Here is a 14,491-nt window from a genome sequence, read left to right on the forward strand (position 1 = left end):
GCACCCCCGTCACCCGACACACGCGACTGGATCATCCCGCCGTCGTTCGTGAACACGAACGTCTCGGTCGTCGGGGTGACACCCGGACCCGAGCCCTCGACGAGGACGCCGTAGGCCATGGCGCTGCCGCCAACGTCCGCGGCGTCGCCGTTCGCGGTCCAGGCATCGACCATAATCGTGCCCGAGTTGGTGACGCTCGCATCGACCAGCGCACCGCGCAGGAGGATGCCCGCCGCCGAGGCGTTGGAGTAGGCGGTGTAGGTGGTCAGGGTCGATGCGATCGCCGTGCCCGGACCCGAGGTCGTGAGCACCGGCGTCGTGGTCGAGCCGAGCGAGCCCGACGCGACCGCGGCGACGACGATATTGCCCGAGTTGACGATATCGCCCGACAGCGTGTCCGGAACGAACGTGTCGTCCGTCGGCCCCGGCAGCGTACCGAAATCGATGTAGGAGCCTTCGGCGCCGACCATCATGCCCACCGCCGACGCGTTGGCGACACCGGAGGACGCATTGGCGTGGCCCATCACTTCGATCAGCCCGCTATTGTCGAGATCGATCGTGCCGTTCGCGATCCGGCCCTCGTAGCCAGCCGCCCAGGCGCGTGCCTCGCCGTCCCCGACGAGGGTCGCGTCGGCGTGCGCCGAAATCGTCCCGCTGTTGGAGAAGTTCATCGACCAGCTGGCCGTGGGGCTCGGGAATTCCGCGCCGACCTGCTGGTCGACGCCGAGCGCACTCGCAACCGCATAGCCGAACGTGTCGCCCGAAGCAGTCGCCTGCGCACCGACTTCGACGTAGCCGCTGTTGTAGAGCGACGCGACCGCGCCGGCATTGCCGTAGACCGACTGGTCGATGCCCGTCGCGTAGGCGCCGGCCTCGGGGCCGGTCGCCGCGCTGGCGAAGGCCGACGCGAACGCCGAGATCGTGCCGCTGTTGCTGATCGAGCCGCTACCGAAGCCGGTCGTCCCCCAGACATACTGGGAAACGCCCGTCGCGTAGGCCATGGCCTGCGCGTCGTCGTGCCCGACCGCCGACGCACTCGCCGACGCGGCGATATATCCGCCGTTGTAGATGAAGGCGAGCGCCGAGGTGCCCAGTACATACTGGTTGATGCCGGTGGCGTAGGCATCGGCCTCCGCATAGTCGCCGGCATTGGCCGTGGCGACCGCCGTCGCGACGATTGCGCCGCTGTTCGAGATGGTGCCCGACGCTGCCCCGAGCGCACCGACATATTGGTCGACCGCCGACGCATAGGCATAGGCGTAGGCGTAGCCGAGATAGTCGGTCGTGGCCGTCTCGCCGACGCCGACCACGGTCGTGGTCGACGCGGACGCGAATGCCATCGCGCTGGCGATGACGGTCCCGCTGTTGGCGATCACGCCGGCGATCGACGTGCCTTCCATGTCCTGCCCGAGGCCCTGTTCGGCATCCGCGTTCGCATTCGCGAACATGGTGTCGGTCGAGTGCGCATCGGCCGCAACAAGAACGTAGCCGCTATTGGCCAGCAAGGCCGAGCCGCTGCCCGCGCCGATGAACTGCTCGAGGCCGCCATTGGCGTCGGCATCCGCCCCCACGCCCACGCCGTTCGCGGTCGCGAAGACCGAGACGGTCCCGCTGTTGCTGAGCAGCGCCGAGACGGTCGATCCGCCGACATATTGCGCGACGCCCGCGACATCGACGTCGGCTTCGCCCTCGGTCGCCGTGACCGAGGCCATGCCGTTCACCGAGATGACCCCGCCCTGGTAGAGGTTCGCCGTAATCGCCCCCGACCCGTAGGCCGACTGCTGCATGGCGATGCCGTCGGCATGGGCATAGCCGTAGTTCTCGTCACCGTTGACCTGCGCGGTCGCATCGATGTCCACGCTGCCCTGGTTGTCGAGGGTCACCACCATCATCCCCGAAGTGCCGTCGAGGTCGGCATACTGGTGGAGTCCGGACGCGTAGGCGAAGGCCAGCCCCAGGTTCGCGCCCGCCGAGGCGTGCGCCGAGACGGTCGCATTGTTGGTGAGGTTCGCCGAGATGTCGGTTCCCTCGACATACTGCTCCATCGCGCCCGTCGCGTAGGCTTCGGCACGCGCAGACACGCCGCCCGTCGCTTCGGCCATCGCGATCAGCGAGACGAGGCCGTTATTGACCATCGAGGCGACCGCCGTACCCGACTGGTAGCCGACGAACTGGTTGATCCCGTCGAACGCCCTGGCGCGGGCGTATGCACTACCGAAATAGTTGGTGACGGACGAAGACGGTCCGGTCATCGACGTTGCGCTGCCGGTCGCTTCGGCGCTTGCGAACAGCGCGACGGTCGCATTGTTCACGAACGCGGCGCTCGCATCGGTCGCGATGACCGACTGGTAGATCGCGTCTTCGGCCGTCGCCAAGGCCGAGACGTTCAGGCCCTCGGCAACCGCAGTCGCGTCGATGTCGATCATCGAGTTGTTGGTCATCACGCCGACGGCCGTCGACGCACTGATTTCCTGGTAGACGCCGGCACCGTAGGCCTGGGCATAGGCGCCGCTCGCGCCTGTCGCGTCGGCGAGCGCGTGGACGGACATCAACCCGTTGTTGACGAAGGTCGCCGCGGCCGAGTTGCCGCCAATATTCTGCCAGGCGAGCCAGCCGGATGCCACCGCATAGGCGTCGGCAGAATCCGAGCTAGTGGCAATCGCATCGGCGTCCGCCACGAGCGAGATGTTGCCGTCATTGGTGAGGTTGGCCCCCGCCGTGTAGGCATTGACGTCCTGGAGGATCACGCCCCACGCGATCGCGCTCGCATCGGCGTCGGTCCCGGCCGTCGCTTCCGCGACGAACTCGGCGCTGATCGTACCGCTGTTGAGGAGGCCGGCATGCGCCGAGGCACCGTAGGCGCCCTGGTGGATCATCGCGTCGGTCCAGGTGCTACCCCCTTCCGCACTGGCGACACCCTCGCTCGCAGCATCGACACGCGCCACGGCGTGGATTTCGATGTTCCCGCTATTGTTCAAGTCCACGGAGACGCTCGAGCCTTCGGCCACCTGGAGGATCGCGCGGTCGAGTTCGGCTTCCGCGGTGCCGTTGAGGGCATTGGCGACGGCTTCGACGGTGACGTTGATCGACCCCTGGTTGTCGATCATGGCGACGGCCGTACTGCCGTTCGCAAATTGGTTAATCGCCGCACCGCCGGCATTGGTGACGAACGTATAACCGGTACCGGTGAAGGTGAATTCGTCCGTCGCGCCGATCTGCGCGTGGGCCTGGGCGAACGCCGCGCTGACGTCGGCAAAGGCGCCGACCGCGATCGAGGCGTCCGTGTCGTTGACGAGGCTGACCGACGCGTCGAGGCCTTCGGCTTCCTGGTAGATGCCGTTCAGGATCTGCGCGTCACCCCATCCGCCAAGGCCGCCCGCATTGGCGATGGCGGACACGTCGATCGAGCCGAAGTTGACGATGTCGGCATCCGCGGTCGCACCCGAGGCGCCCTGATAGATGCCATTGTCGACACTGGCGTAGGCGATCCCTGCGAAGCCTTCCTGCGATGCAAAGGCGCCGACGCCGATCGCACCGTGATTGACGACATCGAGATCGGCCGTGCTGCCGCTGGCGTTCTGAAGAATGCCGAATTCGACCTCGGCGAACGCTTCGCTCGACGCGAGAGCGGTCGCGGCCACGATCAGCGATGCGTCCGTGGTCCCGGAGGCGGTTGCCGGTCCGACATAGACCGAAAGGTTGTTGTCGTCGCCCGCAAAGCCGCCCTGGTACACGCCGACGTCGACCACTGCGAGCGCGCTTTCGCCGCCGCTTGCATAGGCATGGATCAACATGTCGCCGTTGAAGTCGGCCGCCAGGTCGGCGGTACCTTCGGAAATGTAGGCGAGCTGCGAAATGCCCGTCTGGATGACCGCGATATCTCCGGCGATCGCGCCGATTTCCGCGTCGGTCGCGATGATCTGGAAATCGACCGTCCCGGTCCCGAAGATGAGCGCGAGTTGCTGGATCTCGCCTTCGCTCGTGCTGTCGACGGCCGCCGTCGCCCCGGCAACAACGCCGCAGAAGCCCGGCTCGTCGTCGCAGACATAGACCGTGTTGGCCGTGTCGGTCCCCCCGACCGCCCCGATCACGATGGTATCGGCGACCGTGCCCGTCCCGGAATAGGTGCCGGGATCGGGATGGGGGTGAACCGGCACGATCTGCGCCAGGGCATGGGTCGGGGCAAGGATCCCCACCGCCGCCAGAGAAACACCCGTGAGCAACGTGCTGCGCGTCTTGGTCGCCATTTCTTCATTCCCCTGTTTGGGCCGTGATCAAGGGCCCGAATACACATGCGACTCCCCCGAAAGGGACGGAAAAGTCGCCATTACATCGCATCCCGCATAGGTCAGATGCGCGCAGTCCGCAATAACCTATGTTAAGTAAAGGATCGCAACGGATCGGACCGCAAGGCGCTGTAGAGGGGAGGAAAATCCAGATTGCGGGCCAGCGGCGTCAAATTGCGACGGTCACTCCATTCGAAACTGTTGCAAGAATGCGACAGTTATCGTGCAGTGTCGCTGACCTCGCTTAGTGCGAGATGACGAGTGCGATCGGGCAGGCCTTGAGTAGGCTGCGCGTGACCCCGCCGAACAAGCGCTCGGTGATGCGACTGTGGCTGTAGCCGCCGGCCACGAGCAGGCCCGCCCCGATCCTTCGCGCATGGCTGACGAGCGTCTGGCTGACCTTGCCGCCTTCTTCGTCGATCGTGGAATAATCGGCGTGGACGTCGAGTCGCGAGAGATATTCCATCAGGCGCGTCGAGGGGTAGAGCCCGCGGTCGGCGTCGGCTTTCTCCTCGTCCTCGATCACGCGCACGACTTCGACCGAGCTGGCGAGCCTGAGCAGCCCCGCCGCGTCGCGCACCGCGTTGGCCGCTTCGTAGCTGCCGTCCCATGCGATCATCGCAGGCCCCAGCGGATCGAACCGCGTCTCCTCGTCGCCGCGGATGAACAAGGGCGTGCGGGTCGAATGGAGGAGGTCGCCAAGCATCTGGGTCGGGCTCGACCGCCCGCCGCTGGCATGGGCGAGCCGCCCGGTAATGATCAGATCGGCAAGCGCGGCCCCGGCGGTCAGCGATCCCACGACCGAACCCGTGCGGCGGAAATAGTCCCAGCTGACGTCCTCGTTCTCCAGTAACTTGCGCACGCGCGCTTCGAGCGCGTCCTCGGCGTCGCGCAGCCGCTGCAGCCCTTGCCCGTCGACATCGATCCCGCCGAAGCTCTCGAATACGGCTTCGGCGTCTGCGGGGGTAATGTGCATCACATCGAGATGCGCATCGGCAGCCCGAGCGATGGCGAGCGCGTTCTCGACGCGCACATCGACCCGCTCGTCGTCCTGGACGTGGAGAAGGATGGTCTTCACGTGTCGCTACCCCTTCAATCGCTCAGCGTGCCAGCGGACATGGTCGGCCATGAAGCTGGAGATGAAATAGTAGCTGTGATCGTAGCCCGCCTGTCGCCTGAGTTCGAGGGGGATCTCGGCTTTCGCGCACGCCGCCTCCAGCGCAGCTGGCTTCAATTGCTCGTCGTAGAAGGGGTCGTCGGTGCCGATATCGACCAGCAGTTCGGGCAGCCGCGCCCCGTCCTCGATCAGGTGTACCGCGTCGTGCGCGCGCCACGCGGCGCGGTCGGTGCCGAGGTAAAGCGAGAAGGCCTTTTCGCCCCACGGCACGGCGGCCGGATTGGCGATTGGCGCGAAGGCGGAGACGGAACGGAAGCGATCGGGATGGCGCAGCGCCACTGTGAGCGCACCGTGCCCGCCCATCGAATGGCCGGTGATGCCCTGCCGCACGATATCGACCGGGAAATGCGCACCGACCAGCGCGGGAAGCTCCTCGGTGACGTAGGACCACATGCGGTAGTTTGCGGCCCACGGCTTCTGGATCGCATCGACATAGAAGCCCGCGCCCAGCCCGAAATCCCAAGCCTCGGCACTGTCGTCGGGAACGCCCTCGCCGCGCGGCGAGGTATCGGGCGCGACGAAGATGATGCCGTGCTCGGCGCAGGCCGCACGAAACTCGCCTTTCTCGGTGACGTTGGCATGGCTGCAGGTCAGCCCCGACAAGTACCACAGCACCGGCATCGTCTCGCCGTCGCGGTGGTCTGGGACGAACACCGAAAACGTCATCGATGTACCGGTGGTTCGCGCCTCGTGGCTGTAGACGCCCTGCGTTCCACCATGGCTCCTGTTGGTCGAGACGCACTCGATCATATCTTGATCGCTCCCATGAATTTCATCGCGCACAACTTGTTGCCGTCGGGATCTCGAAGGTAGGCGCGGTAGCAGCCGCCCTGTGCGCTGTCGTCGCGGATGCCGGGCGGGTCTTCGCAACTCGTCCCGCCATTCTCCAGCCCGGCGCGGTGCCAGGCATCGCCCTGCTCGGGACTGTCGACGGCGAAGCCGACGGTGATCCCGTTGCCCGGGTGTGCCGCTTCGCGGTCGCGCGGATCGCCGACCACGAGGAACATGCCGTCTTTTGCCCAGAACCAGCGATCACGCTCGACGTCCTTCCAGCTTTTCGCTCCGCCCAGTGCGGCGAAAAGAGCGTCGTAGAATTGCTTGGCGCGCGGCACGTCGTTGCTGCCGAGATGGACGTGGGTGAACATGGCTCGCCTCCTTCGATGGGCGGACGCTTACTCCTTCGGATAGCGGTAGTAACCGCATAGCTTGTTGCCGTCGGGATCGCGCAGGTAGGCCAGATAGAGTTTCCCGAACCCGCCGTCGCGAACGCCGGGAGGATCCTCGATCGACGTGCCGCCATTGGCAATGCCGGCGGCATGCCACGCATCGACTTGCTCGGGGCTGGTCGCATCGAAGCCGATGGTCGACCCGTTGCCGTGACTGCACACCTCGCCGTCTCGCGGGGGCGCGATCCCGAACGAGCCTGTGCGGGTCATCCACCAGGTCGATTTCCCGAAATCCCGACCCGGCCTAACTCCCAGCGCGCCGAGCGTCGCATCGTAGAATTTCTGCGCGCGGTCGCGGTCGCTGCACCCGAGCATCACGTGGCTGAACATCGATGCGCCTCCTAGTAGACCACGACCGAACGAATCGACTTGCCCTCGTGCATCAGGTCGAAACCCTTGTTGATCTCGTCGAGGGTGAGGATGTGGGTGATCATCGGGTCGATCTGGATCTTGCCGTCCAGATACCACTTCACGATTTCCGGCACGTCGCTACGGCCTTTCGCGCCGCCGAACGCCGTGCCTTTCCAGGTGCGGCCGGTGACGAGCTGGAACGGGCGGGTCGATATTTCCGCGCCCGCGGGGGCGACGCCGATGATGACGCTCTCACCCCAGCCCTTGTGGCAGCATTCCAGCGCCTGGCGCATCACGTCGACATTGCCGGTCGCATCGAAGCTATAGTCCGCGCCACCGTCGGTCAGCTTGTAGAGCGTGTACATGACATCATCGACTTCCTTCGGATTGACGAAGTCGGTCATGCCGAACTTGCGGCCCCATTCTTCCTTGTCGTTGTTGATGTCGACGCCGACGATCTGCTTCGCGCCCGCCATCTTGGCGCCCTGGATGACATTGAGACCGATCCCGCCCAATCCGAACACGACGACGCGCGCGCCTTCCTCGACCTTGGCGGTGTTGAGCACCGCGCCGATACCGGTGGTCACCCCGCAGCCGACGTAGCAGGCCTTGTCGAAGGGTGCGGTCGGGTCGATCTTCGCGACCGCGATCTCGGGCAGCACGGTGAAGTTCGAGAAGGTCGAACAGCCCATATAATGGTAGATCGTCTCGCCCTTGTACGAGAAGCGGCTGGTCCCGTCGGGCATCACGCCCTTGCCTTGTGTCGCGCGCAGCGCCTCGCACAGGTTGGTCTTGCCGCTGGTGCACATCTTACACTTGCCGCATTCGGGGATGTAGAGCGGGATGACGTGGTCGTCGGGTTTGACGAGACTCACGCCCGGCCCCACCTCGCGCACGATCCCCGCACCCTCGTGGCCGAGGATGCAGGGGAACAGTCCCTCGCTGTCGAACCCGTCCAAGGTGTAGGCGTCGGTGTGGCAGATCCCGGTCGCCATGATCTCGACCAGAACCTCGCCTTCCTTGGGTCCTTCGAGGTCGAGTTCGACGACTTCGAGCGGTTGCTTTTCGGCAAACGCGACGGCGGCGCGGGTCTTCATGTGGGGGCTCCTTCAGTCGTTGGTCTCGTCGCCAGGCTCACCAGCCAGATGGCGATCCAGGCGGCGATAAAACCGGGGACGATTTCGTAGACGATGCCGACGTCGAAGGCGATCCACGCCATCACGACCGCCGCACCCGTCACCAGCCCCGCGACCGCGCCCGCGCCGGTCATCCGCTTCCACGTCAGCGACAGGATGATGAGCGGGCCGAAGGCGGCGCCGAAGCCCGCCCACGCGTTGGCGACGAGGCCGAGCACCTTGCTGTCGGGGTCGCTCGCGATGACGATGGCGGCGAGTGCCACCAGCGCGACGCAGATGCGGCCGACATTGACGCTCTCGCGCTCGCCCGCTTCCTTACGGAAGAAGAGCTTGTAGAAATCCTCGGTCAGCGAGGAGGAGGCGACCAGAAGCTGCGAGGAAATCGTGGACATGATCGCGGCGAGCAGCGCGGCCAGCAGGAAACCGGTCACCAGCGGGTGGAACAGGAGGTTGGCGAGAACGATGAAGATCGTCTCGGGATCCTCGACAACGAGGCCATTGCGCTCGACATAGGCGCGGCCCGCGAGCCCGATCCCGATCGCACCGAGGAGCGCCACCCCCATCCAGGTCATGCCGATCGTGCGCGCGGTGGCGACCGCCTCGACGCTGCGCACCGCCATGAAGCGCACGATGATGTGCGGCTGGCCGAAATAGCCCAGCCCCCATGTGACCGCGCTGATGAAGCCGAGCAGGGTCAGGCCCTGCGTGAGACTGAGAAACCCTTCCACCGGGACCTCGGCGAGCGAACCGCCCGCGCTTCCGCCCGGCCCGAACATCACGACCAGCGGCATTACGACGAGCGCGGTGACCATGATCAAGCCTTGCACGAAATCGGTCAGGCTGACCGCGAGGAAGCCGCCGACCATCGTGTAGGCGAGCACGACCAGCGCGGTCACCCAGATGCCGAGCATGTAGTCGCTCAAGCCGAGGCCGGGCAGCAGCCCCGCGAAGCTGGTCGCGAACAACTTGCCGCCGCCCACCAGCCCGGCGGCCGTGTAGACCGAGAAGAAGATGACGACGATCAACGCGCTGACGACGCGAAGTGCGGTCGCCTTGTCGGGGAAACGGTTGGCGAGGAATTCGGGGATGGTGAGCGCGTTGCCCAGTTTCTCGGTCTGGGCGCGAAGGCGCGGCGCAACCACGATCCAGTTGACCAATGCGCCCACGAACAGGCCGATCCCGATCCACGCCTCCACCAGCCCCGCCGCGTAGAGCGCACCGGGCAGCCCCAGCAGCAGCCAACCGGACATGTCGGACGCACCCGCCGAGAGCGCGGCGACCGCGGGATGGAGGTTTCGACCGGCAAGGAGGTACCCCTCGCTCGTATCGGTCGACCGCTTCCAGGCCCATAGGCCGATGGCGATCATCAGGAGAAAATAGAGGGCGAGCGAGATCAGGGTGCCTGTTTGCATGGGCTGCGACCCTAGGCGCAAAATTCTGCTTGGCTAGTGCTTGCGTGGAAAGCGGGCTTCCGCCAGTCTCCGCGCCATGCAGGGACGATGGCTCGAGGGGCGCCACGCGCTCATCACTGGCGGGGGCACCGGGATCGGCGCGGCGTGCGCGGCGCATCTCCATGCGGCAGGCGCCAAGGTGTCGCTGCTCGGCCGCAGGCTCGAACCGCTCGAAAAGGTCGCCGCGATCACCGAGGGCAAGGCCATATCTTGCGACGTTACCGACCGCGCGGCGATCGAAGCCGCGTTCAACGAAGCGCGCGCCGCGCATGGCGAGATCGACTATCTGATCGTTAACGCCGGCATTGCCGACAGCGCCCCCTTCCACAAGACCGCGCGCGAGGACTGGGACCGGGTACTCGCAGTCAATCTCACCGGCGCGTTCGACTGCGCGCAGGCCGCGATCGGCGACCTGCTGACGGGCGAGGACCGGCGCCTCATCTTCATCGCGTCGGTCGCGGGGCTGCGGGGCACGCCCTACGCAGCCCATTATGCCGCGTCGAAGCACGGGCTTGTCGGCCTGATGCGCAGCCTCGCCAAGGAGTATGCGAGGAAATCGCTGACGGTGAACGCGATCTGCCCGGGCTTTGTCGATACGCCGATGACCGACCAGTCGGTCGCGCGGATCCAGGAAAAGACCGGGCGCAGCGAAGAGGAAGGCCGCGCCGCGATCGAAGCGCTCAACGCCAACGGCCGCCTCGTCCATCCCGACGCCATCGCCACGCAGGTGCTGACCCTGTGCCTGCCGCAAAGCCGCGATACCAACGGCGCGGCGATCGTCATCGACGGAGGAAGCGACGCGTGAACCTGCACCCGCCCCACTACAAGCCGGAGCATTTCCGCTGGGCCTATGACGGCGATAGCGGTGTCGCGACGATCACGCTCGACCGGCCTGACAAGAAGAACCCGCTGACCTTCGACAGCTATGCCGAACTGCGCGACACTTTCCGCGCTTTGGTCGTCACCCCCGACGTGCGCGCCGTGGTGCTGACCGGGTCTGGCGGCAATTTCTGTTCGGGCGGCGACGTCCACGAGATCATCGGCCCGCTGACCGAGATGGACATGCCGGGACTCCTCGCCTTCACCCGCATGACGGGCGACCTGGTCCGCGCGATGCGCGCCTGCCCGCAACCGATCATTGCCGCGATCGAAGGGATCGCTGCGGGCGCGGGCGCGATCCTTGCCATGGCGAGCGACCTGCGCATCGCGCATCCCGATGCGCGCACCGCCTTCCTTTTCACCCGCGTCGGGCTGGCAGGTGCGGACATGGGCGCGTGCGCGATGCTGCCGCGCCTCATCGGTCATGGCCGTGCCGCCGACCTTCTCTACACGGGCCGCGCGATGAGCGCCGAGGAAGGCCTCGCCTGGGGCTTTCACCAGCGCCTTGCCGACGACCCGCTTGCCGAAGCGCATTCGATAGCGCGTGCGATCGCGCAAGGCCCCGCCTTTGCCCATTCGATGACCAAGCGGCAACTCGACATGGAATTTTCCGTGCCCATCGACACCGCGCTCGAGATGGAAGCGCAGGCGCAGGCGATCTGCATGCAGACGAACGACTTCCGCCGCGCCTACGAGGCGTTCGCCAACAAGAAGAAGCCGGAGTTCAAGGGTGACTGACTGGACCGCCTGGCCCTTTTTCGAGGAACGGCACCGCGAGCTTGCCGCCAAGGTCACAGACTGGGTCCACACCAACCTTGCCCACGAGCATGGCAGCGATGTCGACGCGGAGTGCCGCACCATCGTGGTGATGCTGGGGCGCGCCGGATTTCTCGAGCATTGTATCGCGCATAATGGCGACCGGCCCGACGTGCGCAGCCTCGCGGTGATCCGCGCCGCGCTCGCCTACCAGTCGGGGCTCGCCGATTTCACGTTCGCGATGCAGGGCCTGGGCTCGGGCGCGATCAGCCTTCACGGCAGCCCCGACCAGCGCCAGGTATGGCTCCCGCGCGTCGCCAAGGGGGAAGCGATCGCCGCCTTCGCGCTGACCGAACCCGGCACCGGGTCGGACGCCGCCGCGATCGCCACCTCCGCGCGGCGCGACGGCGACGGGTGGGTGATAGAGGGCGAGAAGAGCTTCATTTCCAACGGCACGATTGCCGACGTCATCACCCTGTTCGCGCGCACCGGCACCGCAGAGGATGGCGCGCGCGGCCTGTCCGCGTTCGTGCTGCCCGCCTCGACCCCGGGCCTCACCGTCGAGCGCCGCATCGAGACCATCGCGCCGCACCCGCTCGCGCGGCTGAAGCTCGACAATGTCCGCTTGCCCGCGACCGCGTTGCTTGGCGAGCAGGGCCAGGGCTTCCGGATCGCGATGGAAACGCTGAACATGTTCCGCATCACCGTCGGCGCGGCCGCACTCGGGTTCGCCCGCCGCGCGCTCGAAGAGGCGGTCGCGTTCGCGAAGCAGCGTCCGCTTGCAGGCGCGATGCTTGCCGACCACCCGGTGACGCAGGCCAGGCTTGCCGAGATGGCGAGCGCGGTCGACGCCTCCGCGCTCCTCATCGCGCGCGCCGCCTACGAACAGGACCTCGCACCGCTGGGCGACCATCGCCGCGTCGCCGCCATGGCCAAGCTTCACGCCACCGAAGAGGCGCAGAAGGTGATCGACGCCGCGGTCCAGCTTCACGGCGGGACGGGCGTGGAGAAAGGCAGCAAGGTCGAGGAACTCTACCGCGAGATCCGCGCGCTGAGGATCTACGAAGGCGCGTCGGAAGTGCAGCGGCAGGTGATCGGCCGCGATCTCGTCCAGGAGCCGCGCATATGAAACGCCTCCAGCCCCCAAGGTGGCCGCGCCCCAAGGGCTATGCCAACGGCATTTCCGCGCGCGGACGCATGATCTTCACCGCCGGCGTGGTCGGCTGGGACGAGGAGGAGCGCTTCGTCTCCAACACGCTCGCCGGCCAGTTCGCGCAGGTGCTGCGCAACATCGTCGCCATCCTCGCCGAGGACGAAGCAAGCCCCGAGCATCTCGTGCGCATGACCGCCTATGTCACCGACCGCGACGCCTATCTCGCGCAACTCCGGGAGATTGGCGCTGCTTGGAAGGACATCCTCGGCTCGAACTATCCAGCCATGGCGCTGGTCGAAGTCAGCCGCCTCGTCGAAGACCAGGCGCTGGTCGAGATCGAGGCAACCGCGGTCGTACCGGACTGAGAAGGGAGCAAGGGCGCAAAAATGGGTTATGACAGCTTCGTTCGCGACCGGCTTCCTCCCGAGGAAGAACAGCCCGAATTCCTGTTCGACCTGCCCGAACTCCATTACCCGCTCCACCTCAACGCCGCGCACGAACTGCTGAAGGGGGGACGTCCCGGCGATCCCGCCGTGGTCAACGCGATGGGCCGCTGGACCTTTGCCGAGCTCGACGATTTCTCGGGCCGGATCGCGCGCTATCTGGTCGAGCAGCAGTGCCTCGAGCCCGGCAACCGCGTGCTCCTGCGCGGACCCAATGGCTACACGCTGTTCGCCTGCTGGCTCGGCGTGCTCAAGGCGGGAGGGGTGGTCGTTGCGACCATGCCCATGCTGCGCCCCGGCGAAATCGCGACCGTGATCGACAAGGCCGAGATCAGCCACGCGCTGGTCGACAGCCGGTTCGTCGGCGACTTTCGCGATGCCGAGGAACAGACGCGCCACCTGCGTTCGGTCACCACCTATGACGGAGATCATGGTCAGGGACGACTGGAGACGCAGACCGCCGACCTCGAGCCGATGAACCCGCACGATACGCGCGCCGACGATCCGGCGCTGATCGCGTTCACCAGCGGCACGACCGGCGTGCCCAAGGGCTGCGTCCACTTCCATCGCGACGTGCTCGCGCCCTGCGACACGTTCGCCAGGCACCTCCTCGATCCTGGCCCCGGGCAGGTGTGGTTTACCTCCGCCCCGATCGCCTTCACCTTCGGGCTGGGCATGTCATTGATGTTCCCGCTTCGCTTCGGGGCGGCTGCCGCGACGCTCGAGCAGCAGGCGACCCCCGATACGATGATCGATCATGTGGTCACGCACGGGATCACCCACCTCGCCACCGCGCCGACCGCCTACAAGGCGCTGGTCGGCCATCCCGACCTCGACAAGGCGCTTCGGACACTGACCACGTGCGTCTCGGCGGGCGAGCATTTGCCGCAGGCGACGTGGCAGGCATGGAAGGAGCGCACCGGCCTGTCGATCGTCGACGGGATCGGCTCGACCGAGATGATGCATATCTTCATCGCCGCCGCCGGCGACGACATCCGTCCGGGGAGCACCGGCAAGGCGGTTCCGGGCTACCAGGCAACCGTGCTCGACGAGGACGACCAGCCGATGAACAGCGGCGAAGGGCGGCTCGCGGTCAAGGGACCCACCGGCTGCCGCTACCTCGCCGACTCGCGTCAGGCCGACTATGTCGCCAATGGCTGGAACGTCACCGGCGACACGTACGAGAAGGATACGGACGGCTATTTCTGGTACCGCGCGCGCTCCGACGACATGATCGTGACTGCGGGCTACAATGTCGGCGCGCCCGAAGTGGAGAATGCCCTCCTCGCCCATGATGCGGTCGCCGAATGCGCCGTGATCGGCGTTCCGTGCGAGCAGCGCGGGCAGAAGATCAAAGCGTTCGTGGTCCCGGCAGACGGCGCGACCCCCGGCGGGGATCTTTCCGACGCGCTGAAGCTTTTCGTAAAGGAAAAGATTGCGCCCTACAAATATCCGCGCGAAATCGAATTCTGCGACGCGCTTCCCAAGACCGCGACCGGAAAACTCCGCCGCGTCGAATTAAGGGAGGAATAGATGCGAAAGGGAATGGCTTCCGGCATCGGACTAATCGGACTTGGTTTTCTGCTGATTTTCTTGAGCACTGGAAGCAATTTGGGACCAATCGACGCGTCAG

Annotated in this window: 12 protein-coding genes; 5 read left to right on the top strand and 7 right to left on the bottom strand. The window is 66.2% G+C overall.

What is annotated here, in order from left to right; all coding sequences use genetic code 11:
* From NNY25_RS10645 to putP, 7 genes are all read right to left on the bottom strand, one after another.
* The coding region (locus tag NNY25_RS10645) for a beta strand repeat-containing protein (RefSeq protein WP_265571547.1) at nt 1–4,247 on the bottom strand (4,247 nt) is incomplete at its 3' end.
* Nucleotides 4,248–4,530: 283 nt separating this feature from the next.
* On the bottom strand, nt 4,531–5,364 hold the full coding sequence (locus NNY25_RS11620; protein ID WP_265571549.1) for a universal stress protein: 834 nt from the start codon (nt 5,362–5,364) through the stop codon (nt 4,531–4,533).
* Nucleotides 5,365–5,370: 6 nt separating this feature from the next.
* Complete coding sequence (fghA, locus tag NNY25_RS10655; RefSeq protein ID WP_265571551.1) at nt 5,371–6,213, bottom strand: S-formylglutathione hydrolase; 843 nt, start codon at nt 6,211–6,213, stop codon at nt 5,371–5,373.
* Entirely contained in the window at nt 6,210–6,608 is a 399-nt protein-coding gene (locus tag NNY25_RS10660; RefSeq protein ID WP_265571552.1) for a VOC family protein, read from the bottom strand. The genes fghA and NNY25_RS10660 overlap by 4 nt, the downstream gene beginning before the upstream one ends.
* 27 nt (nt 6,609–6,635) lie before the next feature.
* Nucleotides 6,636–7,019, bottom strand: a complete 384-nt coding sequence (locus tag NNY25_RS10665; RefSeq protein WP_265571553.1) for a VOC family protein — start codon at nt 7,017–7,019, stop codon at nt 6,636–6,638.
* Between the two features lie 11 nt (nt 7,020–7,030).
* Complete coding sequence (locus NNY25_RS10670) at nt 7,031–8,137, bottom strand: S-(hydroxymethyl)glutathione dehydrogenase/class III alcohol dehydrogenase (RefSeq protein ID WP_265571555.1); 1,107 nt, start codon at nt 8,135–8,137, stop codon at nt 7,031–7,033.
* A complete protein-coding gene (gene putP / locus NNY25_RS10675) occupies nt 8,134–9,588 on the bottom strand; it encodes a sodium/proline symporter PutP (RefSeq protein WP_265571557.1) in 1,455 nt (484 codons plus the stop codon). Before putP ends, NNY25_RS10670 begins: the two co-directional genes overlap by 4 nt.
* Before the next feature lie 76 nt (nt 9,589–9,664).
* Here putP and NNY25_RS10680 point away from each other — a divergent pair, with 76 nt between their 5' ends.
* The 5 genes from NNY25_RS10680 to NNY25_RS10700 are packed head-to-tail and all read left to right on the top strand — an operon-like array spanning nt 9,665 to nt 14,391.
* On the top strand, nt 9,665–10,432 hold the full coding sequence (locus NNY25_RS10680) for an SDR family NAD(P)-dependent oxidoreductase (protein WP_265571558.1): 768 nt from the start codon (nt 9,665–9,667) through the stop codon (nt 10,430–10,432).
* On the top strand, nt 10,429–11,244 hold the full coding sequence (locus tag NNY25_RS10685) for an enoyl-CoA hydratase family protein (protein WP_265571559.1): 816 nt from the start codon (nt 10,429–10,431) through the stop codon (nt 11,242–11,244). Before NNY25_RS10680 ends, NNY25_RS10685 begins: the two co-directional genes overlap by 4 nt.
* The gene (locus NNY25_RS11625; protein WP_265571561.1) at nt 11,237–12,391 is read left to right on the top strand and encodes an acyl-CoA dehydrogenase family protein; all 1,155 of its coding nucleotides are present in this window, start codon (nt 11,237–11,239) and stop codon (nt 12,389–12,391) included. Before NNY25_RS10685 ends, NNY25_RS11625 begins: the two co-directional genes overlap by 8 nt.
* Nucleotides 12,388–12,780, top strand: coding sequence for a RidA family protein (locus NNY25_RS10695; RefSeq protein WP_265571562.1), 393 nt, complete (start codon nt 12,388–12,390; stop codon nt 12,778–12,780). Before NNY25_RS11625 ends, NNY25_RS10695 begins: the two co-directional genes overlap by 4 nt.
* A gap of 21 nt (nt 12,781–12,801) precedes the next feature.
* Nucleotides 12,802–14,391 carry an AMP-binding protein gene (locus NNY25_RS10700; protein ID WP_265571563.1) on the top strand — a complete coding sequence of 530 codons (1,590 nt, stop codon included), beginning with the start codon at nt 12,802–12,804 and terminating at the stop codon, nt 14,389–14,391.
* The last annotated feature ends 100 nt before the right edge of the window (nt 14,392–14,491 follow it).

The sequence above is a fragment of the Sphingomicrobium nitratireducens genome (genome assembly GCF_026157035.1).
In the GTDB taxonomy this organism is placed as follows: Bacteria; Pseudomonadota; Alphaproteobacteria; order Sphingomonadales; family Sphingomonadaceae; genus Sphingomicrobium; species Sphingomicrobium nitratireducens.

Bases quoted from the DNA above. Each gene is read 5' to 3' on its own strand.
- fghA (WP_265571551.1), bottom strand. From the start codon at position 6,213: ATGATCGAGTGCGTCTCGACCAACAGGAGCCATGGTGGAACGCAGGGC.
- NNY25_RS10660 (WP_265571552.1), bottom strand. From the start codon at position 6,608: ATGTTCACCCACGTCCATCTCGGCAGCAACGACGTGCCGCGCGCCAAG.
- NNY25_RS10665 (WP_265571553.1), bottom strand. From the start codon at position 7,019: ATGTTCAGCCACGTGATGCTCGGGTGCAGCGACCGCGACCGCGCGCAG.
- NNY25_RS10670 (WP_265571555.1), bottom strand. From the start codon at position 8,137: ATGAAGACCCGCGCCGCCGTCGCGTTTGCCGAAAAGCAACCGCTCGAA.
- putP (WP_265571557.1), bottom strand. From the start codon at position 9,588: ATGCAAACAGGCACCCTGATCTCGCTCGCCCTCTATTTTCTCCTGATG.
- NNY25_RS10680 (WP_265571558.1), top strand. From the start codon at position 9,665: ATGCAGGGACGATGGCTCGAGGGGCGCCACGCGCTCATCACTGGCGGG.
- NNY25_RS10695 (WP_265571562.1), top strand. From the start codon at position 12,388: ATGAAACGCCTCCAGCCCCCAAGGTGGCCGCGCCCCAAGGGCTATGCC.
- NNY25_RS10700 (WP_265571563.1), top strand. From the start codon at position 12,802: ATGGGTTATGACAGCTTCGTTCGCGACCGGCTTCCTCCCGAGGAAGAA.